A 21,455-nucleotide genomic window follows, 5' to 3' on the forward strand; every position below is an offset into this window, starting at 1 on the left:
GATGACTGGGCGGGCGACGACGAGCGATCGGCGGAGAGCAGCCGATCGGAGCAGCCGGCCCAGGCGCGGCCGACCGGGGCGGCTAACCGAGGCACGACCAACCGGGACACGGCCAATCGGGACACGGCCAATCGGGACACGGCCAACCGGGGCGCGGCCAACGGCAAGCGGCTGGCGGCGAGTGGCCGGAGAGCCGACCGAGGCGATGGAGACGACGGGGGCCGCGGACGGGAGACACGGCAGGGCAGCCCGGTGGGAGACGCGACAGGGCGGCCCTGCCCGTGGGAGATGCCTGGGAGCGAGGACGGACGGGGTCAGGGGAGGGGGTGGCCGTCGAGGTTCCAGGCGGGGTCGACGGGGATGCCGAGGCGCGACAGGACCGTCGGGGCGATGTCGACCAGGCGGGGGGCGCGCACCGGCCGCGTCGGGCGGTCGAGCTCGCACAGGACCACGAAGGTGGTGCGCTCCTCGTCGGAGACGCCGCCGTGCCCGCCGGAGTCGACGTGCCCGTGGTCGGTGGTGACGATCACGGTCCACCGTTCGCCCGGGTAGCCCGCGCGGCTCCTGACCGCGGCGAGCAGCCGGCCGAGGAAGGCGTCCTGGCCGTGACGCCCGCCCGGCTGCCGGGCACCACCTCGCCCGGCGATCCGGTGCGCGGCGCGACGGCCTCGCCGTACGGGAGCAGGGCGGTGCCGTGGGTTCCCGCCGCCATCAGCCCGAGCAGCACCGGCGGCCTGGCGGCCGGCACGCGGTCGAACCTGAGCCCGTCCATCCCGACGACGAGCACCTTGGCCGTCGGCGTCACGCCGCGGCCGGGGCGGAGAAGCGGCGCACCCAGTCGGCCGCGCCGGGCAGGACGTCCTGCACCGGGGCGACCTGCGGGTACCAGGTGCGCTCCCACTCCAGCGAGACCCACCCGTCGTAGCCGTGCGCGCGCAGCAGCTCACCGGCCGCGTCGAGCGGCACCGCGCCCGACCACAGCGGGACGGGGGTGGTGTCGGTCGCGGACACGGCGTCCTTCACCTGGACGTAGGCCAGGTACGGCGCCAGCGCCCCGAGCGTCTCGTCGAGGGGTTCGCCGTGGCGCCAGGGATGCAGCAGGTCCCACAGCGCGACCGCGGCGTCGGGCCGTCCCGTGGCCGACAGCAGCGCGGCGACGGCGGCGCCCGTCGGCATCTTGTCGTGCGTCTCGACGAACACGCGCACGCCGAGCGTGGCGGCGGTGTCGGCGACGGCCCGCAGGCGGCGGGCGCCGACGGCGGGGTCGTCGCCGCGCGGGAAGACCCGCACGCCCGGCGCGCCCAGGTCGGCGGCGAGCCGGAGGTCGGCCAGCAGGTCGCCGACGACGGTGTCGTCGGCCGGCGCGGGATCGCAGATGCCGACATATCCCGCCAGGGCGGCGATGGACAGGCCCGCGTCGGCGATCTTCTCGCGCGCCGCGGCACGATCGGCGGGGGGCAGCCCCGCGTGCACGCCCGTGTCGGGGTGCAGCCGCAGCTCCAGCCCTTGACAGCCGCCCGCGGCGGCGACCGCGATCGCCGACTCCAGGCCCTCTCCCGGCATTCCCAGCGTGCTGACCGCCAGCTTCACTCGTGCCTCCGTACGCTCTGTCTGAGAACCACCTCGCCGGCGACCCGCTCCACGCGGGTCCGCTCGCCGGCCTCCAACGCCAGGGTCAGCGCCTTCGCCCCCATGTCGGCCAGCGGCAGCCGTACCGTGGTCAGGGCGGGGACGTGGTCGCGAAGGGTCGTGATGTCGTCGAACCCGGCCACCGACACGTCGTCGGGCACCCGGATCCCGCGCTCGCGGTAGGAGGCGAGCGCGCCGACCGCCATCACGTCGTTGACGGCGAACACGCACGTGGCGTCGCCGGTCTCGCGCGCGGCCGCGTGGCCGCCGTCGCGGTCGAAGGCGCCGTGGATCACCAGGGGCGCGGGCAGGCCGAGGGCGGCCAGCGCGTCGGTGAAGCCCGCGCACCTGTCGGCGGCCGTCAGCAGCCCGGCGGGCCCGGCCAGGACGGCGAAGCGGGTGTGGCCGAGTGCCGCCAGCGAACGGGCCAGGTCGGCGGCGCCCTCCCGGTTGGCGGGCGCGACGGTGTCGACCTCGAGCAGGTCCTGGCCGACGCAGGCCACCCTGCCGCCGCCGGCGCGGTAGCGGGCGACCTCCTCGCGCAGCCGCCGGGTGACATGGGGGTCGTCGACCCGCGAGCCGGCCAGCAGCACCGCCCGCACCCGCTGGGCGTTCAGCGAGGCGACGTAGGCGATCTCCTGTTCCGGGTCGCGGTGCGTGGCGCCGACCATGACCAGCAGTCCCTGGTCGGCGGCCACCCGCATGGCGCCGTCGGCCAGCGCGGCGAAGTAGGGGTCGGTGAGGTCGTGCACGACGATGCCGATGACGTTGCTCGCGCCGCGCGCCAGCGTCTGGGCCGCCAGGTTGGGGCGGTAGCCCAGCTCGACCGCGGCCCGCTCGACCTTCGCGCGCAGGGAGGCGCCGACTTGGCGGGTGCTGCCGTTCAGCACGCGCGAGGCGGTGGCGAGGGAGACGCCCGCCTGCTTGGCGACGTCCTCGAGCGTGACCATGACCCCTCCCGGAAAGCGATTTCCAGTCTGTCAGACCGGCGGCCTTCGCGCGATGGTACGGCAACGACGCCGCGGCCGCCCTCCCCGGGGAAGGCGGCCGCGGTCGAGGGGTCCTAGCCGAACAGCCAGTCCAGGAGCCCCCCGGAACGCCTGTCGTCCGAGGGCGGCTGCTGGACGGGCGCGGGCGCCTCCGTGGCGGGAGCGGGCGCCTCGGTGCCGGTCGCCGGCGGGGCCTGGGTGGTCGGCTCGGCGGTCGGTTCGGTGGCCGGCTCGTTCTTGTTCGTCCGCTCCTTGACGGTCTCGTCGTTGAGCGTGCGGACCGGCCTGGAGCTGGGCTTGGTGGTGGGGGTGCCGAGACGGGTGGCCGTGGGCCTGGGCGTCTGGGGCGCCTTGCTCTGCCGTACGCGCGTGGGCGGCTCGGGGATGGCGCTGACCGTCGCGGACGACTCGGGCGTCTGCGAGGGGTCGGTGACCGGCTCGACGGCGGGCTCGCTCGACGCCGGCTCCTCGACCGGCGACACGGTGACGGCGGGGGCCACCGAGCGGCTGGAGGCGCAGGACCCGCCCGCGCACGCCTCGCCGCCGGAGCCGATCAGCATCCAGCCGCCGGCCGCGCCGACCACCACGACGGCCGCGGCCCCCGCCAGCAGGAGCCTGGTGCGCCTGCGCACCTCCCGCTCGGGCGCGTCGCCGTCCTCGGTCCAGCCGGAGCCGAGGAAGCCGCGGGGGGACGACTCGCCCGCGGAGTCGAAGCCCTGGTCGAGGGGGAGGTACTGGGCCTCGGTCTCGGGCACCTCCATCGCGACCACGGGGGGCGCGTCCAGGACGGTCACCAGGGGCACCTCATCCGCCTCCGCGGCGGGAGCGGGAGCGGGGGCGGGGGCCGGCGCAGCGGCAGGCGCGGGAGCGGGGGGCTTGTCCTCCGCGACGACGGCGGGCTGCTCGTCGGTGTCAGCCGACTCGGGGGTCCAGCGGTCCGACAGCACGTCACCGGTCAAGTCAGGGCTGTCGTTCTCGTCGCGCGCCACGGTGGAACCTCTCTAGTGCTTACGTGATCGCGCACCTTCCTAACAGAAGCCACCACAGTTTGTCTGGATATTTCACAAGAACCAGCGATCCAGTGCTCCACGCAGGGTCTCGTCCCCCGCCTCCGAGGTCCACGCGACGTACCCGTCCGGGCGCACGAGCAGGGCCTGGAAGGGGCTGTCGGCCTTCCCGCTGACCACCCGCGCGCGGGTCCCGACGGCACGCACGAGGTCGCTCCGGCCGTCGAGGTCGAGGAACAACGGGCGGGCCGCCCGCAGCAGCTCGACAAGGGTGACCTGGCCGCGGTCAGTGGTGACGGTCAGGTCGGGGGCCATCCAGCCGGCGCCGGGCACCCCGACGTCGTAGACGGTGTCCACGCCGCTGATCATGCCGCTGAGGTAGGTGTTGACCTCGTCGAAGCGCATCAGCTCGGCGAACAGCTCCCGCAGCGGGTCCATCCGCGGATCGGGATCGGCCAGCGCGTTCTGCGCCCTGACGTTCCACAGCACCCTGGCCGCCACGGGGTGCCGCTCGGCGTGGTAGGTGTCGAGCAGACCGTCCGGCGCCCTGCCCTTCACCTGCGCGGCCAGCTTCCAGCCCAGGTTGACGGCGTCCTCCAGGCCGGTGTTGAGCCCCTGCCCGCCCCACGGGAAGTGCACGTGGGCGGCGTCGCCCGCCAGCAGCACCCGGCCGCTGCGGTAGGCCCGCGCCTGCAGCGCCGCGTCGCCGTACCTGGTCAGGCTGCGCGGGTCGGACATCGGGATCGGGAAGCCCGCGATGTACTCGGCCACCTCCTGAAGCTCCTCCAGGGTGACGGGCGCCTCCCTGTCGGCGTGCGGTCCCCGGAAGTCGTAGGTGGTGATCCGGCCGCCGGGCCAGACGATGAGCCAGCCGCGAGGGGTCCTGTGGTAGCCGCCCGGCAGGCCGGGCGGGAGCCGTACCTCGCCCATGAGGGCGGCCACGCGCGCCCCCGTGCCGTCGAACGGGATGCCCGCGGCCTTGCGGACGGCGCTGCGGGCGCCGTCGGCGCCGACCACGTAGCGGGCCGTCACGCCGTTGGACAGCAGCACGTGGTCGTCGCGCTGGTCCAGCCCGGTGACCTCCTGCCCGCGCATGATCGTCGCGCCGAGCGCCTGCGCCCGCTCGGCGAAGACGTGCTCGGCCCAGGCCTGCGGGCTGCCGACGATGGACGGGCCGCCATGGGTGACCGCGCCCAGGTCGAGGCCGAACATCCCGGAGAAGTGGAATCTGACGCTCCCCCAGGTCGGGTGGCCGACCGCGGTCAGCAGCCCCCGCCGGTCGAGGCTCTGCGCGGTGCGGGCGTGCAGGGTGCCCGCCTTGGACTCGGTGAGCGGTACGGCACGCCGCTCGACCACCACGACGTCGACCTCCTGGAGGGCGAGCTCGGCGGCGAGCAGCATGCCGACGGGTCCGCCCCCGACGACAGCGACATCGAACATGTGGCGACCTTTCGGTAGGGACTGGACGGTGAACACCGGCGAGGGCGCGGAGGTTGCGCCTGGCAGTCCATTCATATGTCCGGGATCAACGAACAGTACGAGATGTTCGTACAGTAGTCTGACCACGTCAAGTTCGACAGGCTCGTACACTGGTCCGATGGTGGCGCTTCATCCCACGCGGGAGCAGATCCAGCTCATCGAGGTCATGGCCGCGCTCGGCCACCCCGTGCGGGCCCAGATCGTCCGCAGGCTCTGGGAGCGGGGGGCGGACGAGGAGATGTTCTGCGGGTCCGTCCTGTCCGACGTGCCCAAGTCCACGCTCACCCACCACTGGCGGGTGCTGCGCGAGGCGGGAGTGATCTGCCAGCGGCCGGAGGGCCGCAAGCTGTTCATCACGCTGCGCCGCGCCGACCTGGACGCCCGCTTCCCCGGCCTTCTCGACCTGGTGGCCCAGGAATCCGGCGCGATGTGAGCGAACCGGGAGCCATCGCCGACGAAGATGGCCCCATGGTCACCCCCCTTCCCGACCCCGCCGCGGGGCCCCTTCCCGGCGCCACCGCGCTCACCGGCCTGCGCGGCCGCGCCAGGTCGGCGCGCCGCTCCGCCCTGGTCGCGCTCACCGTGGCGATCTCCGCGCTGGCCACCACGCAGCTGCTGGCCGAGCGGGCGCCGACGAGGGAGGGCACCCGGCCGCTGGCCTGGCTGGCGCTGGCGGCCTTCGCGCTGGCCGTCCCCGTGCTCGCGGCGACGCAGGCGGTCTGGGCGGCACGGGCCCGGCGGGTGCGGCGGCGCGAGCACGCCCTCTACGGACGCCCTTCGGCCGGTCCGCGCCAGTCGGCCGGCCGGCTCGCCATGGCCGGCGGCTGGGCGGTGACGCTGCTTCTCGGCTTCACGGTGCCGCGGCTGTTCCAGGAGTCGGCGCTGTACGGCCTGGCCGACTCGCTGGCCGGGGCGCTGGAGGTGGCGGCGCCGGCCTGCCTCGCGGCGGGCGTCTGCTTCGCGCTGTGGTGGACGCGTGAGGCGCTGGCCGGCCGTACCGGGTCTCCGCACGACCCGTGGGATCCCGGTCAGGCGAGGGCGGGCAGACCGGCCGCGTGGGCGGGCGCCACGGTGACGACGGCGGCGCTGGTCGCGGCGCGGGCCCACCTGTGGGAACCGGCCGGCTGGCTGGTGTGCGCGCTGATGGCGGCGGCCCTCGTCTCAGTTGTAGTTACTCGCGAGTAGCATGGTGGGCCGAACCAGTCCTGCAACGAGGAGCGAATCCGTGCCTTCCTCTCGTGACGTCGTTTTCGTCGACGGCGTTCGCACGCCGTTCGGCAAGTCGGGGCCGAAGGGCCTGTACGCGGAGACCCGAGCCGACGACCTGGTCGTCCGCGTCATCCGCGAGCTGATGAGGCGCAACCCGGCGCTGCCGCCCGAGCGGGTGGACGAGGTCGCGGTCGCGGCCACCACCCAGATCGGCGACCAGGGCCTGACCATCGGGCGTTCGGCCGCGGTGCTGGCGGGGCTGCCCAAGAGCGTGCCCGGCTACGCCATCGACCGCATGTGCGCGGGCGCGATGACCGCGGTGACCACCGTCGCGGGCGGCATCGCCTTCGGCGCCTACGACGTGGCCATCGCCGGCGGCGTCGAGCACATGGGCCGCCACCCGATGGGTGAGGGCGTCGACCCCAACCCCAGGTTCCTGTCGGAGAAGCTGGTCGACGGCAGCGCGCTGGTCATGGGCATGACCGCCGAGAACCTGCACGACCGCTACCCCACCATCACCAAGGAGCGGGCCGACTCCTACGCCGCGCTCTCACAGGAGAAGGTCGCCAAGGCCTACGCCGACGGCAAGATCCAGCCCGACCTGGTGCCCACGGCCGTCAGGACCGCCGAGAAGGGCTGGGGGCTGGCGGTAACCGATGAGGCGCCGCGACCGGGCACGACCGTCGAGGGCCTGGCCGGGCTGAAGACCCCCTTCCGCGCGCACGGCCGCGTCACCGCGGGCAACTCCTCCGGCATCAACGACGGCGCGACCGGCTGCATCGTGGCCGCCGCCGACGTGGCCGCCGAGCTCGGTCTCGCGCCGAAGATGCGCCTGGTCTCCTACGCCTTCGCCGGCGTCGACCCCGAGGTCATGGGCGTGGGCCCGATCCCCTCGACCGAGCGGGCGCTGCGCCTGGCCGGCCTGTCCATCGAGGACATCGGCCTGTTCGAGATCAACGAGGCGTTCGCCGTCCAGGTGCTGGCCTTCCTGGAGCACTTCGGCATCGCCGACGACGACCCCAGGGTCAACCCGTACGGCGGGGCGATCGCCTTCGGCCACCCGCTGGCCTCCTCGGGCGTCCGGCTGATGACGCAGCTGGCCCGCCAGTTCGGCGAGCGGCCCGACGTTCGGTACGGCATCACCACCATGTGCGTCGGCATGGGCATGGGCGGCACGGTCATTTGGGAGAACCTGGCATGAGCGACCTGTTCAAGGACGAGGTAGTCACCAAGGCGCTGGTGCGCGACGTCGAGCTGCCGCACGGCGCGGGCACGATGGCGCTGATCACCCTGGACAACGGGTTCGACCACACCAAGCCGAACACCTTCGGCCCCGGCGGGCTGACCCTGCTGAACGAGGCCGTCGACGCCATCGCGGCCCGGAGCGACCTGGCGGCCGTCGGCGTCACGGGCAAGCCGTTCATCTTCGCCGTCGGCGCCGACCTCAAGGGCGCGGCCCTGGTGCGCACCCGCGAGGAGGCGCTGGAGATCGGCAGGCTCGGCCACGACGTCTTCCGCCGCCTCGGCGAGCTGGACGTCCCCTCCTTCGCGTTCGTCAACGGCGCGGCCATGGGCGGCGGCCTGGAGATCGCGCTGCACTGCACCTACCGGACGATCTCCTCGGGCGTGCCCGCCGTGGCGCTGCCGGAGTGCTTCCTCGGCCTGGTGCCGGGGTGGGGCGGCACGCAGCTGCTGCCCCGCCTCGTCGGACCGGCCAAGGCGATCAAGCTGATCGTCGAGAACCCGCTGTCGCAGAACCGCATGATCAAGGGCGGCGACGCGTTCGCGCTCGGGGTCGCCGACGCCATGTTCGAGCCGGCCGACTTCCTGGAGGAGTCGCTGCGCTGGGCCGCCCAGGTGCTGACCGGCGCGGTCACGGTCGAGCGGCCCGCGATCGAGGAGGACTGGGACAAGGCCGTGGCCGATGCCCGCTTCCTGGTCGACATGAAGCTGCGCGGCGCGGCGCCGGCCCCCTACCGGGCGCTCGACCTCATCGCCGCGGCCAAGGACGCCAGCCGCGACGCCGGCTTCGCCGCCGAGGACGAGGCGCTGGCCGACCTGCTCATGGGCGACGAGCTGCGCGCCGGGCTCTACGCCTTCGACCTGGTGCAGCGCCGGGCCAAGCGGCCGGCGGGCGCGCCCGACAAGGCGCTGGCCCGCAAGGTCACCAAGGTCGGCGTGGTCGGCGCGGGCCTGATGGCCTCGCAGATGGCGCTGCTGTTCGCCCGCCGGCTCGAGGTGCCGGTCGTGCTGACCGACCTGGACCGGGCGCGCCTGGACAAGGGCGTCGGCTACGTGCACGCCGAGGTGGACAAGCTCCTGTCCAAGGGCCGGGTCAGCCAGGACCAGGCCAACCGGCTCAAGGCCCTGGTCACCGGCTCGCTGACCAAGGACGCCTTCGCCGACGCCGACTTCGTCATCGAGGCCGTCTTCGAGGACATGGGCGTCAAGAAGAAGGTCTTCGCCGAGGTCGAGGAGCACGTCTCGGCCGAGTGCGTGCTGGCCACCAACACCTCCTCACTGTCGCTCAGCGAGATGGGCGCCGAGTTGAGGCACCCGGAGCGGCTGGTCGGCTTCCACTTCTTCAACCCGGTCGCCGTGATGCCGCTGCTGGAGATCATCAAGGGCGCCTCGACCGACGACGCGACGCTGGCGACGGCGTTCACGGTGGCCAGGTCGCTGAAGAAGTCGGCGGTGCTGGTCAAGGACGCGCCCGCGTTCGTGGTCAACCGGCTGCTCACCAGGTTCATGGGCGAGGTCTTCGCCGCCGTCGACGAGGGCACGCCGCTCGAGGTGGCCGAGCACGCACTGGACGATCTGGGCCTGCCGATGACGCCGTTCGCGCTGCTGCAGCTCGTCGGCCCGGCCGTCGGCCACCACGTGTCGGAGACCCTGCACGCGGCCTTCCCTTCGCGCTTCGGCGTGTCCGACAACATGGCCAAGCTGGTCGCCTCGGGCAAGCCGGGCGTCTACGCCGCCGACTTCTCGCTCGACCCGGAGGTCGTGGCCATGTTCGCGGGCGGCACGTCGCCCTCGACGGCCGAGCAGGTCCGCGAGCGGGTGCTGCGGGCGCTGGCCGAGGAGATCCGCATCATGCTCGACGAGGGCGTGGTGGCCGCCGCGCAGGACATCGACCTGTGCATGATCCTCGGCGCGGGCTGGCCCTTCCACCTCGGCGGCGTCACGCCGTACCTGGACAGGGCGGGCGTGTCGGCCCCGCGCTTCCTCGAGCCGGGGGTGGCCTCGGTTCCGGCCTGATGAAGGCGGCGGGCGGGGCCGTCTTCACGCTCTGACGCGCCGCCGCCTGACCACGACGAGGGTCAGGCCCGCCGCGGCGGCCACGCCCAGCCCGAGCCAGTACGGCCACGGCCCGCCGGCCGGGACCGGGCCGGGTTCAGCTCCCGGACGGCCGCCCTGGCCGGTGGCCGGACCGGGAGTGGCAGCGGCGGCCGGAGCTGAAGCGGCGGGCAGCGCCGCCGCGGCGGGTGTGGCCGGCGCGCCCTGCCTGACGAAGCCCGGAGGGCGCACCGCGCCCCACGGGTCCTTGCCGCCGTTCATGGACAGATAGCCGGCGATCATGCGCTTGAGCTCGGGGTCGAGCGGCCTGACCGCCAGGGGGCCGGGCACCGTGAGCGTGCCGACGTCGTAGGGCGCGAACCAGCCCTGGATCGCCTCGACCCGCCAGTGGCCCGCGGGCAGGGCGATCGCGGCGGCGTAGTGGCCCTTCTCCTTCAGCGGCACGCCGGTGAACTCCAGGCTCCTGGCGCCGCTGGTGAACTTCAGGCCCACCGTGCCGAGCTTCCTGGCCACCTCGTAGGGGTGGGTGCCGTGCTGCAGCATCCAGAAGCCGACGGTGTAGGTGGCGTCCGGGGCGAAGGTCGCGGGGACGGGGTCGAGGTAGGTGGCGGCCCAGCCGCCCGCCCGCGCGGGGGCCGCGGTGGCCAGGGCGGGCAGCAGGAGGGCCAGGACCAGCGCGATGCGTCTCATGCTCCCGATACACCGCCCCGCCCCTCGGGGTTCCCGCCCGCGCCCGGCCGGCCCCGCCGGTGTGCTCCGGTGGCGGGTCCGGCCAGGCGCGGGCCGGGCTGTCAGGGGGCGCAGGTGAACGCGGCCGAGGCCCAGTCGGCGTGGTCGGCCCCGTTGCCGTCACCGGCGTCGCCCACGACCAGGTCGACGTAGGTGGCGCCCTTGATGTCGGCCGCGATCTCCAGCGGTTGCGCCGCCCCCGTCAGGGTGGGCGACCGGTAGACCTCCTTCCCGTCGGCCAGCACCGCGAAGGTGACCGACCCGGCCTGCACCTCGTCGTCCACGCCCACCGTGGCGGTGAACGCCGAGCACGCGCCGCCCGTGTGGTAGGAGATCCTGGAGGGGGCGTGCGCTCCGAGCCCCTTGGCGTGGACGGTCCCGCCGAGCGTGATCGGCCGGCCGTCGCCGGCGCCGCTCTCGCCGTTGCTGCGGTCCTTCTCCACCGGCCCCCAGCCGTTGTCGGCCGACAGCCAGGTCACCTCCGACGCCCACGCCTGGCCCTTGGGCGGGTCGGGCAGCTTCGTGGTCGCCACCGTGGCGGCGAAGACATGGACGGCGGCGTTGTCGGGCAGCGTGACCGCGACGATCTTCTTGGCCGGGTTCACCCTGACCTGGTTGTAGAAGACGCGGTAGTCGACGGTCGGGAACTGGTTCGCACCCGCGGGCAGGTTCTTGCCCTTGTGCGAGAAGGCGGGCTTGGAGCCGTGCGAGCCCGGGTCGACGCAGCACCAGTTGGCGAAGCCGAGCGTGCCGGTGTCGCTGGTGCCGTCGTCGTAGTGGACGGTCAGCGGGCCCCTGGCCTGCGTGCTGGTGCCGGTGCCGAGGAAGGCCAGGGTGTTGCCCTGCCCCTGCAGCGCGATCGTCTGGGCGGCCGCCGCCACGTTGTCGGGCTGCCCCGGCCGGATGGAGGGCCAGGTGAACGGCACGCCCTGCACGGTCAGCGACGCGCCGGGGGTGACGCCCGCCGCGGCCAGGCGCTGGTAGGAGAAGCTGCCGCCGCCCCCGTCGATGTTGCCCTTGCCCGGGTCGGCGTCGTCGGTGACGCCGATGTTGGCGAAGGCGGCCGCGAGCGAGGCGTGCGGCACCTTGGCCGCGGTCGCCGCCGTGGCGGTGTAGCGCTCCTGGTGCGCCCGGTAGGCGGCGGTGACGGTGAGGGTGACCGTACCGGCCTTGGCGTCGGCGGGGACGGCGACGGCGACGGTCTTGTCCACGCGCCGGCCGTCGGCGACGCTTCCCGCCGGGACGGGAGCCGGCGCGCTCCAGCCCTCGGGCACGCGGACGCCGAGCTCGACGTCGCGGATCGTGCCGCCGGTGGTGTTGGTGACGGAGACGGGCACCTCGACCGTCGCGCCGGGAGTCAGCATGGCGGGCAGCTCGGCGGCGACGGCGACGTCGGTGTCGCCGGGGTGCCTGCCGCCGAGCACGGTGGCGCCGGTCAGCATGAGCTCCGCGCTCCCGGCGGTGGACAGGGCCGGGACGCGCGCCCTGACGGTGGCGCCGTCGGCGTACCAGCCGCTCTCGCCTGCCGCGTACCGCTCGGCGGTGATCTCGGGCAGCTTCTGCTTGCCGTAGCGCACCTGGTGGGGTGCGCCGCCGAGGTGCACGACCAGCTCGTACGGCCGGGCGGCGGGCTTGCCGGCGTACTCGCCCTCGAGCGCGCCGATCCCCACGGTGATCACGCCCGAGCCGTCCCGCGGCGCCTTGACGGTGAAGGTCTGGGTGGCCGACCGGCCGGCGGCGAACGCGCGGGTCCTGCCGTCGTCGGCGTACATGGCGAAGGTCGACTCGCCGCTCGGGTAGAGGTCCAGCGTCAGCGGGTCGGCCGGCCGGTGCTCGGCGTGGTTGTTGACGCCCTCACGGTACATGGGCACGATCGCGCCGGCCCGGACGAACAGCGGCAGCCGGTCCAGCGGCGCGCTGTAGCCGCCGAGCGTCTTGGGGCCGTTGTGCACCTCGCCGCTCCAGTAGTCGACCCAGCGGCCCTCGGGCAGGTAGATGCCGGTGCGGACGTCCCCCGCGGTGTGGACGGGCGCGACCAGGAAGTCCCAGCCCGCCAGGAACTCGTCCTTGACCTGCCAGGCGGTCTCGTCGCGCGGATACTCCATCACCAGCGCCCGGCTGACGGGGACGCCGGTGCGGTGCGCCTCGGCGGCGTGGGTGTACAGGTAGGGCAGCAGCCGTTCGCGCAGCTTGAGGTACTTGCGGTTGATGGAGGTGTACGGCTCGCCGCGCGTCCACGGCTGCTTGTCATGGGAGGCCCAGCCCGACATCGACATCAGCACCGGCGTGAACGCCTTCCACTGCAGGTCACGCACGTACGACTCGCCGCTGCCGCCGAAGATGCCGTCGATGTCGCCCGCCGTGAACGGCATGCCGGACAGGCCGGCGCCGGTGATGGCCGGGACCTGCCAGCGGATGGCGTCGAGCGTGCCGTAGTGGTCGCCGGTCCACTGCACGGCGCAGCGCTGCGAACCCGCCCAGCCCTCGACCATCCAGACGAAGCGGCGGGCGTCGGAGTACCTCTCGATGCCGCCGGCGGCTTCCTCGCACCCGGTCAGCGCGTGCCGGTAGCCCGCGCCGACCCAGGCGACGTCCAGCTTGCGGACCCGCACGCCCGCGTCCCTGACCTCGGACTCCTGGTCGGTCAGCGCGCGCTCGGTCCACAGGCCCAGTTCGACGCCGCGCTGGCGCAGCAGCCGGCCCGCCTCCGGCAGGTCGGTGTACTCGCAGCCGTAGCCGTCGTTGACCAGCATCCAGCCGCGCGGCATGTCGTTGTCGACGTAGCCCTGCGCGACCGTGGCGGCGCTGGGTGTCGTCCACTTCTTCGGGTTCTTGCCGCCGGTGTAGGTCGGGCTGGAGTGGTTGTAGCAGTCGGCGTCGCCCATCTCCAGGCCGTAGATCGGCGGCATCAGCGGCCGTCCGGTCAGCTCGGTGTAGCGGTCGAGCGGCGTCTTCAGGTCGTACGGCCGGCCGACGAAGTAGTAGGCGTCGAAGCGCTGCTCCTTGTGGGTGGCGACCAGCGGCTGCTTGAAGGCGTAGCTGCCGGGCGCGAAGGTGTCGCGCAGCACGCCGTACCCGGCGGTGCTGGCGTAGTACGGCACCGCGTTCGGGTAACCCTCGTCGTCCCAGTCGTGGTTGGCGGCGACGTTGACGACCTGGCCGGTGTGGTTGAGGCGGCCGTTCTGCATGCCGCCGCCGAAGAACTGCTCCTTGGCGACGGGGGCGAGGGTCTGCCGGGTGCCGGCGGCGTCCCAGGACAGCGGGGCGCTCTCGGCGAGCACCTGGCTGCCGTCGGCGCGGAAGACGCTGACCAGCGCCGGGCTCTTGCCGATCTTGACGGTCAGCGCGCCTGTGCTGATCTCGTAGCGGTCGGCGAGCTCCTTCCACGTGGAGGGCACCGCCGGGTAGTCGGTCTTGACGACGATCTTCGCGTCCTGGCCGGTGTTGGCGGGGTCGGTGAAGGTGCCGTCAGGGGCGAGTTCGAGGCGGAAGACGTCGTCCCGCTGGAAGGTGACGCGGAGCCTGGCGGCGCCCGCCTGCGCGGTGTAGACGCCGTTGTCGGCGGCGAGCTCGGTGATCGGTTCGAGGGTGTCGGCGTGCGCGGTGGCGGGTGTCGCCACCACGCCGAGGGTGACGAGCGCGGCGGTCGCTAACCAGCACGTGATGCTGCGCATGGGCATGAGCCTCCGGGGGGTCTGCGCAATTCTGCGCACACCGTAAGCTCCTTATGCAGCTTTCTGCAAGATGCTCATGCGTGCGAACCCGCGCGCGCCCGGCGGGGACGCGCGCCCGGCCGTCCCGGGGTTACCGGGGTGCGCCGCTGCGGAAGCGGGCGACCATGCTGTGGCGGTAGCTGTACAGGAAGTAGATCACCGCACCGATGATCAGCCAGGCGAAGAACCGCAGCCACGTCTCCACCGGCAGGTTCAGCATCAGGTAGAAGCAGGCCAGCACGGACAGGATCGGCAGCAGCGGCACCATCGGCGCGCGGAAGGCACGGTGCAGGTCCGGCCGGGTCCGCCGCAGGATGATCACTCCCACCGACACCACGACGAAGGCGAACAGGGTGCCGATGTTGACCAGTTCGGCCAGCGCGCTCAGCGAGATCAGTCCCGCCAGCACCATGGTGACGAAGCCGACGATGACGGTGATGCGCGCGGGCGTGCCGTATTTCGGGTGGACCTTCGACAGCACGCGCGGCAGCAGCCCGTCACGGCACATGGCGAACAGCACCCGGGTTTGGCCGAGCATGAGGATCATGACCACGGTGGTGAGGCCCGCGATGGCGCCGATGCTGATCAGGCCGGCGATCCACGGCTGGCCGACCGCGCGGAAGGCGTCGGCTAGCGGGGCGTCCACGCTGAGCCGGCTGTAGGGCTGCATGCCGACCACGACGAGGGAGACGGCGACGTAGAGGAAGGTGCAGATGGCCAGCGAGCCGATGATGCCGCGCGGCAGGTCGCGCTGCGGGTTGACGGTCTCCTCCGCGGCCGTGGCCACGATGTCGAAGCCGATGAAGGCGAAGAAGACGATCGCGGCGGCGGAGAAGATGCCGATCACGCCGTAGGCGACGGGCGTGATGCCGAACAGCACCTGGATCAGCGGCGCGCCGAGCCCCTGGACGGCCGGGCTGGACTTGGGGGCCGGGATGAACGGCGTGTAGTTCTGGGCGGTGACGTAGAACAGGCCGGCGACGATCACCAGCAGGATCACCGCCACCTTGATGATCACGATCACGAGGTTCACCCGGGACGACAGCTTGATGCCCAGCACCAGGATCACGGTCAGGAGCGCGACGATCGCCATGGCCGGATAGTTGACCTCGAGGCCGAACACCGTGAGCGTGGGGAGATGCACGCCGACGGTGTTCAGCAGCGAGGTGAAGTAGCCTGACCAGCCGACCGCCACCACCGCCCCGGCCAGCGCCATCTCGAGCATCAGGTCCCAGCCGATGATCCAGGCGGGGAACTCGCCCAGCGTGGCGAAGGAGAAGGTGTAGGCCGAGCCCGCGACGGGGATCGTCGAGGCGAACTCGGCGTAGCACAGTGCGGCCAGGGCGCACACGACGCCCGCGACCACGAACGACAGTGCGACGGCCGGGCCTGCCGTGTCCCTCGCCACCTGTCCGGTCAGCACGAAGATGCCGGTGCCGACGATCACGCCGATGCCGAAGACGGTCAGATCGACGGCCGACAAACGCTTCTTGAGCTGGTGCTCGGGTTCCTCGGTGTCTCTGATCGACTGTTCGACACTCTTGGTGCGGAAGATCTCCATTTTGTGAGTTTTCCCACACGACCGGTGACCATTCGCAGGTCAGCGACCCCGGTCCCGCGCCACGGTCGTTTTCCCCGATGAGCGGGGCCCGACGGGACCCGGCCGGAAGGGCGGCGGCCCCTCCTCCGAGTGGCCGGACGACCTCCGGGTCGGCCCGGGGTCGGGCCCCGATGGGTGCCGGCCGGCCCGCCGCCAGGCTGGGGGCATGTTCGGGGACCTGCTCGACGCGCTCGCCGCCCAGGATCTGCTCCTGGTGTGGCCCCTCATGCTGACCTTCCTCACCCTGGACGCCTCCGTCGGCGTCGGCCTCGTCGTCCCCGGCGACGCGCTGCTCATCGTCGCGGGCACGACCGCCGACACACCGGCCGAGGCCGCCGCGCTCGTCGCGGCCGGCGTGCTGGCCTGCCTGACGGGCGCCTCCGGCGGCCACTGGACGGGCAGGACGTTCGGCTTCCGCCTGCGCCACGGTCGCCTGGGCCGCCGGGTGGGCGAGGAACGCTGGCAGCGCGCCGAGGAACTGTTCGAGCGCAGCGGGTGGGCGCTGGCCCTGGCCTACTTCCTGCCGGTGGTGCACGCGCTCACCCCTGCGGTGGCCGGGGCGCTCGGCGTGCCGTACCGGAGGTTCATGCCGTGGGCGCTGATCGGCGGCACCGCGTGGGTGAGCGCCTACGTGACGGTCGGCGCGCTCGCGGGCGGGGTCGTCCGCGAGCACGCCGAACTGCTGCTGCCGGTGGCGGCCGTGGCGGCGCTCGTCATCGTGACGCTGTCCGCCGTGGTGCGCCGGGCGGTCACTGCTGGGCGGGCTGCCGCTCCAGAGCCGAGCCGCGCTTCGCGACCGCCTCGGTGATGTCGCGGGCGAGGTCCTGGCCGGTCAGGCCCGCGTAGCCGAGGATCTTGGGCCGCTTGGCGTGGTCGAGGAAGCGCTGCGGGATGCCGAACGTGCGCACCGGCACGTCGACGTCGTTGTCGCGCAGCAGCCGGGCGACCGCGTCGCCGACGCCGCCGACCCTGCCGTTGTCCTCGACGACCGCCACGAGCTTGTGCGCGGCGGCGGCCGGCACCAGCGCCTCGTCGAGCGGCTTGACCCAGCGCGGGTCGACGACGGTGGCGGAGATGCCCTGCGCGTCGAGGAGCACGGCGGCCTCCAGCGCGGCGTGGGCCATGGGGCCGACGGCGACCAGGAGCACGTCGGGCTCGCCCGCGCGCAGCACGTCCATCTCGCCGAGCTTGCCGATCGCCTCGACGGTCTCGGCGACGGGCCCCTTGGGGAAGCGCAGCACGGTCGGCGCGTCGTCGACGGCGACAGCCTCGCGCAGCAGCTCGGTCAGCCGCTCGCCGTCGCGCGGCACCGCGATCCGCAGCTCGGGCACGACCTGCAGGATCGACAGGTCCCACATGCCGTTGTGGCTGGCGCCGTCGTCACCGGTGACGCCCGCCCGGTCGAGGACGACGGTGACGGGCAGCTTGTGCAGGGCGACGTCCATCAGCAGCTGGTCGAAGGCCCGGTTGAGGAAGGTGGCGTAGACGGCGACGACGGGGTGCAGCCCGCCGAGCGCGAGCCCGGCCGCGCTGGTCAGCGCGTGCTGCTCGGCGATGCCGACGTCGTAGGTGCGGTCGGGGAAGGCGTCGGCGAAGGCGTTGAGCCCGGTCGGGTGCAGCATGGCCGCGGTGATGGCGACCAGGTCGTCGCGCTCCTTGCCGAGCTCGACCAGTTCCTCGCTGAACACGTTGGTCCAGATGCGGCCCTTGGGCTTCTCCACGCCGGTGTCCCTGTCGAAGGCGCCGGGCGAGTGGAACTGGTCCTCGTCGTGGTTCTCGGCGGGCGCGTAGCCGCGGCCCTTCTGGGTGAGGACGTGGACGATGACGGGGCCGCCGAAGCCGCGCGCCTTGCGCAGGGCCTCCTCCACGGCCTGCTCGTCATGGCCGTCGATGGGGCCGACGTACTTCAGGCCGAGGTCCTCGAACATCACCTGCGGCGCCAGGACGTCCTTGACGCCCTTCTTGATGCCGTGGAGGGCGTCGTAGACGACGGGCACGTTGCCGATCTTGTTCTTGACGAACTCGAGCAGGTCCTCGTAGCGGCGGTCGACCCTGAGCTTGGCCAGGTGCGTGGCCAGGCCGCCGATGGTCGGCGAGTAGGAGCGCCCGTTGTCGTTGACCACGATCACGCACGGCAGGTCCTTGACGGCCGCGATGTTGTTGAGCGCCTCCCACGCCATGCCGCCGGTCAGCGCGCCGTCGCCGATGACCGCGACCGCCACCCGCTCGCGCTCGCCGCGCAGCTTGAACGCCTTGGCCAGGCCGTCGGCGTAGGACAGCGCGGTCGAGGCGTGGGAGTTCTCCACGAAGTCGTGCGGGGACTCGGCCTGGCTCGGGTAGCCGGACAGCCCGCCCTCCTGCTTGAGCGCGTCGAAGCCGCCCGCCCGGCCGGTGAGCATCTTGTGCACGTAGGACTGGTGGCCGGTGTCCCAGATGATCGGATCACTCGGCGAGTCGAACACCCGGTGGAGCGCGATGGTCAACTCGACGACGCCCAGGTTGGGGCCGAGGTGCCCGCCGTTCCTCGCGCAGGACTCGACGAGGAGGTCGCGAACCTCCTGGGCGAGCCGCGGCAACTCCTCCACCGCAAGCCGTTTGACGTCGTGCGGTCCCTTGATCGAGGCCAGCAGCCCGCTCACGGAATCATCCCCTCATCCACTCGCCAACGGATCGAAGTCTAGTTCGTGAAGCAGAAGATGACTCCATGGAGTCAAATGCACCCTGATTTGTCCGATCTTGGCCTAGGGTTGACCCACTATGAACACTGTCCCCCTTAGGAAACTCTCGTCACTTGTGTCGGCTGGGCTGGTTCTTGCCCTGATGGGCGTGGGTACGGCAGGCGTCGCGGAGGCGTCGACCGCGACCACCCAGGAGGCCGCGGCCGCCCAGGCGGCGCCTCCGAGAGGGAAGGCCGCGGCGACGAGCAGCCCGCTGTACAAGACCGGGACGCTCGCCCGCTCCAACTGCGCGCCGGGAGAGATCCAGCGTGGCAGCACGGCGGCCTACAAGCACTTCCTCCAGGCGTTCACCAATTGTCTCAACCGCGCGTGGGCATCGGAGTTCAAGCAGGCCAGGCTGCCGTTCGCCAAGCCCAGGTTGCGGATCATCACCTCCAAGCGCAACACCGCCTGTGGCAGGTGGCTGACGGGCGCCTCCGGCGTCTACTGCTCCGCCGACAGGACCATGTACATGCTGATCACCAAGACGGAGCTGCGTAACCCGTCGCCGGTCGGCATCGGCCGGCTGATGGCCCACGAGTACGGCCACCACGTGCAGCAGATCGCCGGCATCATGCCCTGGTACGCCCAGGCCAGCTGGCGCGCGAGCAGGTCCGCCAAGCTCGCCTACTCCCGCCGCCTCGAGCTGCAGGCCGAGTGCATGTCGGCGGTCTTCATGAAGTCGGTGAAGGACACGCTGCCGGTCGACGAGGCCTACTACCAGCAGATCATCGACTGGTTCGGTGAGAAGGGCGCCTCCATCTGGCCGCAGAACGACCACGGCTCCAGCGCCAACCAGGCCCGCTGGATGCAGCGCGGGTGGGACTACGGGGCCCCCGCCGCGTGCAACACCTGGACCTCTCCCGCCAGGTACGTCTCGTAGTTCATGATCTCCGGACACGACGGCCGCGCCTTCCGGCGCGGCCGTTGTGTGGTCTAAAGTCCTGTGACTATGCGTTCCCCCTTATTCGCCGTGCTTTCCGGCGTTCTGGCGAGCCTGTTGTTCGCCGGTACGGCCGCCGCAGGAACCACCGGCTTCCCGCGGGTCCTGACCGACAACAGGGTCTACAAGACCGGGGCGATGGAGCTCAAGGAGTGTGAGGAGCAGCCGGTCCAGCGTGACTCGCTCGACGGGGCCAAGGTCTACCTGGAGTTCGTGCTCGACTGTCTCAACGACTCGTGGAGCCGCCAGCTGGCCAAGGCGAAGATCCCCTTCGTCAAGCCGAAGTTCGGCGTCGTGAGCAAGCCCGGCCAGCCGGTGGGCAAGTGCGGCAAGTTCCCCCTGGGCGCGCAGGCGCTCTACTGCCCGCCCGAGCGCAAGATGACGGTCCTGCTGGACCCCGCCATCCTGTCCGAGCCGACCGAGCTGTTCCTGATGGAGGTCGTGGCCCACGAGTACGGTCACCACATCCAGGAGCTGACCGGCATGATCGACGTCGTCGACCGGGTCAAGGGCAAGAGCAAGAAGCGCATCTACGACGAGGCCCGCAGGATCGAACTGCAGGCCGAGTGCTTCTCCGGCGCCTTCATCGGCAGCGTGTGGCACTCGCTCGGCCGGCGTGACTTCGACTTCAAGTACATCCTGAAGGTCGCCCAGGCCGGGTTCGACGACGGCATCCACGGCAAGCCCGCCAACATCGCCTACTGGCTCAAGCGCGGCTTCGACGCCGAGTCGCCGAACGCCTGCAACACCTTCGGCGCCCCCAAGGCGCGCGTTTCCTGACGTCCTGTCCCGCTACCCCACCTACCCCACGGTGTCCGCGATCGCTCCGATCGCGGACACCGTCGTTTTTTGGGCCCCTTGTGGGGGACGGCCTGCCGGGCGCGGGGTTCGCCTCAGCCGCCCGCTCGGGCCAGTGCCTCCAGCGGATCGGCCAGCACGTTCGCGAAGGCCAGCTCGGCCGCGCCGACCAGCGTGGCGTCGTCGCCCAGCGCCGAGGTGCGCAGGCGCAGCTTCTCCCGGTGGGCGGGCAGCGCGTCGACGGCCAGGCGGCTGCGCACCTGGGCGGCCGCGCCGAGGTAGATCTCGCGCAGCATCCCGCCGAACACGACCATCTCCGGGTTGAAGATGTTGACCAGGTTGGCCACGCCCAGGCCGAGCCAGTCGCCCACGCGGCTGAGCGCGTCCTGCGCGACGATGTCGCCCCGGTCGGCGGCGTCGACGACGGCCCTGACCGCGTCGCGGCCCAGCGGCCCCTCGACGCGGCCTGCCGGCGCCCGGCCCGCCGCCTCCAGCAGCGCCCGCTCCCCCACCTCCGCCTCGAGGCAGCCGTGGGAGCCGCACCCGCACAGGCGGCCACCCGGGTGGACGACCATGTGGCCGAGCTCGCCGCCGAAGCCGTCGTGCCCGCCGAGCAGGTGGCCGCCGGCGATGACGCCGCCGCCCACGCCGACGTCGCCGTGCAGGTAGATGAGGTCCCGCACGGCGGCGCCCACGCCACGGGTGTGCTCGGCCAGCGCCCCCAGGTTGGCGTCGTTGCCGACGCTGACCGGCAGGCCGAGAGCCAGCTTCCGGCTCAGCGCCTCGCCGAACGGCACGTCCTCGGCGAGCAGGTTGGGCGCGTACTTGAGGACGCCGTCGCTCCTGCGCACCCCGCCGGCGACCGCGGCCGCCGCGCCGACGCAGACGGTGTCGGCGCGGGTCTTGCGGTGCATCTGCCTGGCGAAGCCGGCCAGCGCGCCGACGACCTCGTCCAGGTCGAAGGCGCCGCGCCGCCGTACCGTCTCGCGCCGGTCGAGGATCACCCCGCCGAGGCCGACGCGGGCCACGACCAGCCGGTCGGGGCCCAGGTCGAAGGCGAAGACGTAGACCCGCGACGACTCCGGCCGCACCACCAGGGAGGGCCGCCCCGCGCGGCCGGTCTCGCGCGGAAGTTCCTCGCGCACCAGGCCCGCCGCGGTCAGGTCGGAGGTCAGGGCCATGATCGTGCTGCGGTTCAGGCCCATCCTGGAGGTCAGCTCGGCCCGCGAGGTGGGCCCGCCGAGATGGACGTGACGAAGCAGCGCGCCCAGGTTGTGGCGCCTGATCTCCTCCTGGGACGGGCCCGCTCGCATCGTTCGTGGATCCTTTGAAGTGCCGAATTCGC

Annotated in this window: 18 protein-coding genes; 7 read left to right on the forward strand and 11 right to left on the reverse strand. The window is 72.6% G+C overall.

The genetic code is table 11. The annotated features are described in order from the left end of the window. Positions 1 to 314 precede the first annotated feature (314 nt). From ABZX22_RS00455 to ABZX22_RS00480, 6 genes are all read right to left on the reverse strand, one after another. Positions 315 to 530 carry a hypothetical protein gene (locus ABZX22_RS00455; protein WP_354904383.1) on the reverse strand — a complete coding sequence of 72 codons (216 nt, stop codon included), beginning with the start codon at positions 528 to 530 and terminating at the stop codon, positions 315 to 317. After that, the gene (locus ABZX22_RS00460; protein ID WP_354904384.1) at positions 527 to 805 is read right to left on the reverse strand and encodes a hypothetical protein; all 279 of its coding nucleotides are present in this window, start codon (positions 803 to 805) and stop codon (positions 527 to 529) included. The genes ABZX22_RS00455 and ABZX22_RS00460 overlap by 4 nt, the downstream gene beginning before the upstream one ends. After that, the gene (locus tag ABZX22_RS00465; RefSeq protein ID WP_354904387.1) at positions 802 to 1,590 is read right to left on the reverse strand and encodes a sugar phosphate isomerase/epimerase family protein; all 789 of its coding nucleotides are present in this window, start codon (positions 1,588 to 1,590) and stop codon (positions 802 to 804) included. Before ABZX22_RS00465 ends, ABZX22_RS00460 begins: the two co-directional genes overlap by 4 nt. Continuing rightward, complete coding sequence (locus tag ABZX22_RS00470) at positions 1,587 to 2,579, reverse strand: LacI family DNA-binding transcriptional regulator (protein WP_354904389.1); 993 nt, start codon at positions 2,577 to 2,579, stop codon at positions 1,587 to 1,589. The genes ABZX22_RS00465 and ABZX22_RS00470 overlap by 4 nt, the downstream gene beginning before the upstream one ends. A 113-nt stretch (positions 2,580 to 2,692) precedes the next feature. Continuing rightward, entirely contained in the window at positions 2,693 to 3,607 is a 915-nt protein-coding gene (locus ABZX22_RS00475) for a hypothetical protein (protein ID WP_354904390.1), read from the reverse strand. A 72-nt stretch (positions 3,608 to 3,679) separates the two neighbouring features. Next, positions 3,680 to 5,065 carry an FAD-dependent monooxygenase gene (locus tag ABZX22_RS00480; RefSeq protein WP_354904392.1) on the reverse strand — a complete coding sequence of 462 codons (1,386 nt, stop codon included), beginning with the start codon at positions 5,063 to 5,065 and terminating at the stop codon, positions 3,680 to 3,682. Between the two features lie 157 nt (positions 5,066 to 5,222). On the opposite strand from ABZX22_RS00480, the gene ABZX22_RS00485 reads away from it, so the two are divergent. The 4 genes from ABZX22_RS00485 to ABZX22_RS00500 are packed head-to-tail and all read left to right on the forward strand — an operon-like array spanning position 5,223 to position 9,571. Then, positions 5,223 to 5,537 (forward strand): helix-turn-helix domain-containing protein, encoded by a 315-nt coding sequence (locus ABZX22_RS00485; protein WP_354904395.1) that lies wholly within the window; start codon positions 5,223 to 5,225, stop codon positions 5,535 to 5,537. A 35-nt stretch (positions 5,538 to 5,572) separates the two neighbouring features. Beyond that, a complete protein-coding gene (locus ABZX22_RS00490) occupies positions 5,573 to 6,289 on the forward strand; it encodes a hypothetical protein (RefSeq protein WP_354904397.1) in 717 nt (238 codons plus the stop codon). A 40-nt stretch (positions 6,290 to 6,329) separates the two neighbouring features. After that, a complete protein-coding gene (locus tag ABZX22_RS00495) occupies positions 6,330 to 7,514 on the forward strand; it encodes a thiolase family protein (protein WP_354904399.1) in 1,185 nt (394 codons plus the stop codon). Next, positions 7,511 to 9,571 (forward strand): 3-hydroxyacyl-CoA dehydrogenase NAD-binding domain-containing protein, encoded by a 2,061-nt coding sequence (locus ABZX22_RS00500; protein WP_354904400.1) that lies wholly within the window; start codon positions 7,511 to 7,513, stop codon positions 9,569 to 9,571. Before ABZX22_RS00495 ends, ABZX22_RS00500 begins: the two co-directional genes overlap by 4 nt. A 24-nt stretch (positions 9,572 to 9,595) precedes the next feature. Here the strand turns inward: ABZX22_RS00500 and ABZX22_RS00505 are convergent, their stop codons facing one another. The 3 genes from ABZX22_RS00505 to ABZX22_RS00515 form a co-directional block, all read right to left on the reverse strand. Continuing rightward, positions 9,596 to 10,300: a hypothetical protein gene (locus ABZX22_RS00505; protein WP_354904402.1), complete on the reverse strand. Its 705-nt coding sequence runs from the start codon at positions 10,298 to 10,300 to the stop codon at positions 9,596 to 9,598. A gap of 101 nt (positions 10,301 to 10,401) precedes the next feature. Then, positions 10,402 to 14,013, reverse strand: a complete 3,612-nt coding sequence (locus tag ABZX22_RS00510; RefSeq protein ID WP_354904405.1) for an NPCBM/NEW2 domain-containing protein — start codon at positions 14,011 to 14,013, stop codon at positions 10,402 to 10,404. Between the two features lie 130 nt (positions 14,014 to 14,143). Next, positions 14,144 to 15,613, reverse strand: a complete 1,470-nt coding sequence (locus ABZX22_RS00515; RefSeq protein ID WP_354904408.1) for an amino acid permease — start codon at positions 15,611 to 15,613, stop codon at positions 14,144 to 14,146. A 205-nt stretch (positions 15,614 to 15,818) separates the two neighbouring features. Between ABZX22_RS00515 and ABZX22_RS00520 the strand changes: the two genes are divergently transcribed. Beyond that, a complete protein-coding gene (locus tag ABZX22_RS00520; RefSeq protein ID WP_354904411.1) occupies positions 15,819 to 16,460 on the forward strand; it encodes a VTT domain-containing protein in 642 nt (213 codons plus the stop codon). On the opposite strand, the gene dxs is transcribed toward ABZX22_RS00520, so the two are convergent. After that, entirely contained in the window at positions 16,402 to 18,282 is a 1,881-nt protein-coding gene (gene dxs, locus ABZX22_RS00525) for a 1-deoxy-D-xylulose-5-phosphate synthase (RefSeq protein WP_354905227.1), read from the reverse strand. The two genes, ABZX22_RS00520 and dxs, sit on opposite strands and share 59 nt — an antisense overlap. Positions 18,283 to 18,472: 190 nt before the next feature. Here dxs and ABZX22_RS00530 point away from each other — a divergent pair, with 190 nt between their 5' ends. Beyond that, entirely contained in the window at positions 18,473 to 19,252 is a 780-nt protein-coding gene (locus ABZX22_RS00530; RefSeq protein ID WP_354905229.1) for a neutral zinc metallopeptidase, read from the forward strand. 69 nt (positions 19,253 to 19,321) lie between these two features. Further along, complete coding sequence (locus ABZX22_RS00535; RefSeq protein WP_354904413.1) at positions 19,322 to 20,092, forward strand: neutral zinc metallopeptidase; 771 nt, start codon at positions 19,322 to 19,324, stop codon at positions 20,090 to 20,092. Positions 20,093 to 20,205: 113 nt separating this feature from the next. On the opposite strand, the gene ABZX22_RS00540 is transcribed toward ABZX22_RS00535, so the two are convergent. Next, positions 20,206 to 21,423: an ROK family transcriptional regulator gene (locus tag ABZX22_RS00540; protein WP_354904416.1), complete on the reverse strand. Its 1,218-nt coding sequence runs from the start codon at positions 21,421 to 21,423 to the stop codon at positions 20,206 to 20,208. Positions 21,424 to 21,455: the final 32 nt, after the last annotated feature.

Source organism: Nonomuraea sp. NPDC003804 (genome assembly GCF_040610675.1).
Taxonomy (GTDB): Bacteria; Actinomycetota; Actinomycetes; order Streptosporangiales; family Streptosporangiaceae; genus Nonomuraea.

Excerpts from the sequence above, each read along its gene's own strand:
- ABZX22_RS00520 (WP_354904411.1), top strand. The coding sequence starts at position 15,819 with ATGTTCGGGGACCTGCTCGACGCGCTCGCCGCCCAGGATCTGCTCCTG.
- ABZX22_RS00490 (WP_354904397.1), top strand. The coding sequence starts at position 5,573 with ATGGTCACCCCCCTTCCCGACCCCGCCGCGGGGCCCCTTCCCGGCGCC.
- ABZX22_RS00540 (WP_354904416.1), bottom strand. The coding sequence starts at position 21,423 with ATGCGAGCGGGCCCGTCCCAGGAGGAGATCAGGCGCCACAACCTGGGC.
- ABZX22_RS00515 (WP_354904408.1), bottom strand. The coding sequence starts at position 15,613 with ATGGAGATCTTCCGCACCAAGAGTGTCGAACAGTCGATCAGAGACACC.
- ABZX22_RS00535 (WP_354904413.1), top strand. The coding sequence starts at position 19,322 with ATGCGTTCCCCCTTATTCGCCGTGCTTTCCGGCGTTCTGGCGAGCCTG.
- ABZX22_RS00530 (WP_354905229.1), top strand. The coding sequence starts at position 18,473 with ATGGGCGTGGGTACGGCAGGCGTCGCGGAGGCGTCGACCGCGACCACC.
- ABZX22_RS00485 (WP_354904395.1), top strand. The coding sequence starts at position 5,223 with ATGGTGGCGCTTCATCCCACGCGGGAGCAGATCCAGCTCATCGAGGTC.
- ABZX22_RS00470 (WP_354904389.1), bottom strand. The coding sequence starts at position 2,579 with ATGGTCACGCTCGAGGACGTCGCCAAGCAGGCGGGCGTCTCCCTCGCC.
- ABZX22_RS00510 (WP_354904405.1), bottom strand. The coding sequence starts at position 14,013 with ATGCGCAGCATCACGTGCTGGTTAGCGACCGCCGCGCTCGTCACCCTC.
- ABZX22_RS00480 (WP_354904392.1), bottom strand. The coding sequence starts at position 5,065 with ATGTTCGATGTCGCTGTCGTCGGGGGCGGACCCGTCGGCATGCTGCTC.
- ABZX22_RS00500 (WP_354904400.1), top strand. The coding sequence starts at position 7,511 with ATGAGCGACCTGTTCAAGGACGAGGTAGTCACCAAGGCGCTGGTGCGC.
- ABZX22_RS00505 (WP_354904402.1), bottom strand. The coding sequence starts at position 10,300 with ATGAGACGCATCGCGCTGGTCCTGGCCCTCCTGCTGCCCGCCCTGGCC.